This window comes from Hymenobacter sp., from assembly GCF_031398885.1.
Classification (GTDB): Bacteria; Bacteroidota; Bacteroidia; order Cytophagales; family Hymenobacteraceae; genus Hymenobacter.
On the sequence record NZ_JANNOD010000033.1, the window covers coordinates 1 to 1,601 of the forward strand.

General features: G+C 65.4%; 2 protein-coding genes. Both read right to left on the minus strand.

All coding sequences use genetic code 11. The annotated features are described in order from the left end of the window. Positions 1-137: 137 nt before the first annotated feature. The gene (locus RMO51_RS05800) at positions 138-1,040 is read right to left on the minus strand and encodes an IS3 family transposase (protein ID WP_310392860.1); all 903 of its coding nucleotides are present in this window, start codon (positions 1,038-1,040) and stop codon (positions 138-140) included. Next, the gene (locus RMO51_RS05805) at positions 1,040-1,561 is read right to left on the minus strand and encodes a helix-turn-helix domain-containing protein (protein ID WP_310392862.1); all 522 of its coding nucleotides are present in this window, start codon (positions 1,559-1,561) and stop codon (positions 1,040-1,042) included. The genes RMO51_RS05800 and RMO51_RS05805 overlap by 1 nt, the downstream gene beginning before the upstream one ends. Between the last annotated feature and the right edge of the window lie 40 nt (positions 1,562-1,601).

Sequence of the window (1,601 nt, forward strand, 5' to 3'; positions counted from 1 at the left end):
TGTCTCGTCCGGCTATAGCTATACAGGTGGAGGTGATAATCCGGCCTGCGCTTTACAGGCCGGGGTGGTAATCCGGATTGGACTTTACAGGTGAGGAAGATAAGCCGCGAATTTATTTCCGCCGCCAGGGCTGGGTGTCAAGCGGGGGCCGGGACGGTCGCTGGCTGATAGTAATTTTTCCAGCGCCGCACCAACGGCCCTTCCTGCTCGTGGGCCTGGCTCGGCGTTAAAAAGTCGCAGCTGCTGTGCGGGCGCCGCTCGTTGTAGGCCCGCACTGCCCGTGCCACCAGCGCGTCGGCCTGCGCAAAACCGGGCAGCGTGTTGCCCAGGCCGAATTCGTCCTTCAGGATGCCGTTGACCCGTTCGGCCACCGCGTTTTCGTAGGGGTCGCCGTGCTGGGTCATGCTCAGGGCCACGCCGTGGCTTTCGAGCAGGCCCACGTACTCGCGGGCCGCGTACTGCAAGCCCCGGTCGGAGTGGTGAATCAGGGGGCGCTGTGGCTGGGTGCGGGCGGCCAGGGCCTGCTGCAGGGCGGCGAGCGTGCCGCGCACCGACAGGTCGGGGTGCAGGCACACGCCCATGATTTTGTGGGAGTACAGGTCCGTAATCAGGCTCAGGTAGCTCCAGCCGCTGAGCAGGCGCACGTAGGTGATGTCGCTGACCCAGACCTGCTCCGCCCGGTTCACGTGCAGGTGCTCGATGAGGTTGGGCCGCCGAAACAGCGGCAAGCATGTTTGCGTGGTCACCACCCGCCGCTTGCGGCGGCGGATGAGCAGGCCGTGGCCGGCCAGCAGGGCAAACAGGTAGTCCCGGCCCACGCGGGGCGCGTGCTCGCCCAGTTGCGGCAGCAGCAAAAAATGCAGCTTGCGCGTGCCCAGGCGGGGCAGGTCCCCGCGCAGGTCGGTTACCAGGGCCAGCACCAGGCCGTCGAGCAGGGCCTGGGCCGTGGCCCGGCGCTGGTGGTCGTAGAATGCGTTTCGGGTCTTGCCAAACAGTCCGCAGAGCGTGCCCACACCGACGTGCGGGTACTTCCGGCGCATTATTTCGACGGCTTGGCACCACCCTTTTTTCGGATGTCAATGCGATAGGTGGCTTCCGCCTGGTCGATGAGCGTGTGCAACGCCTCAATTTGCCACTGCGCCTGCCGCAGCTGCGCGGCCAAAGAGGCCGGGGCGCCGGCTTCCGCCGCCGGTGGGACGGCCACCGGGGGCGGGTCGGCGGCCTGTTCGGCCTGGTAGGCGGCCACCCATTCGCGCAGGGTCTTTTTCAGGCGGAGCCCGTACTTGAGCAGGGCCTCGTCTTCGCGCAGGCGCCCGTCCAGCAGTTCCCGGGCAATGTGCTGCCGCTGGGCGAGCGTGAACCGGGGTTGTCTCATCTGGTGGTATACGGGCGAACCGTAGAGTTGAAGCCACTTCCCTACCGTGGCATGGCTCACCCCAAATTGTTGCTGCACCTGCCGGTGCAAGTGGCCCGACTCCACCAGGCGCACAACTTCCAGCCGGACGGCCATTGAATAAATCTCATATTTCTGGCGCTCCTTGCGCGGCCGATTCTCGTTCATGGAATTCAGAACTAGTGTACAGCTCTGGACGGACGAGACA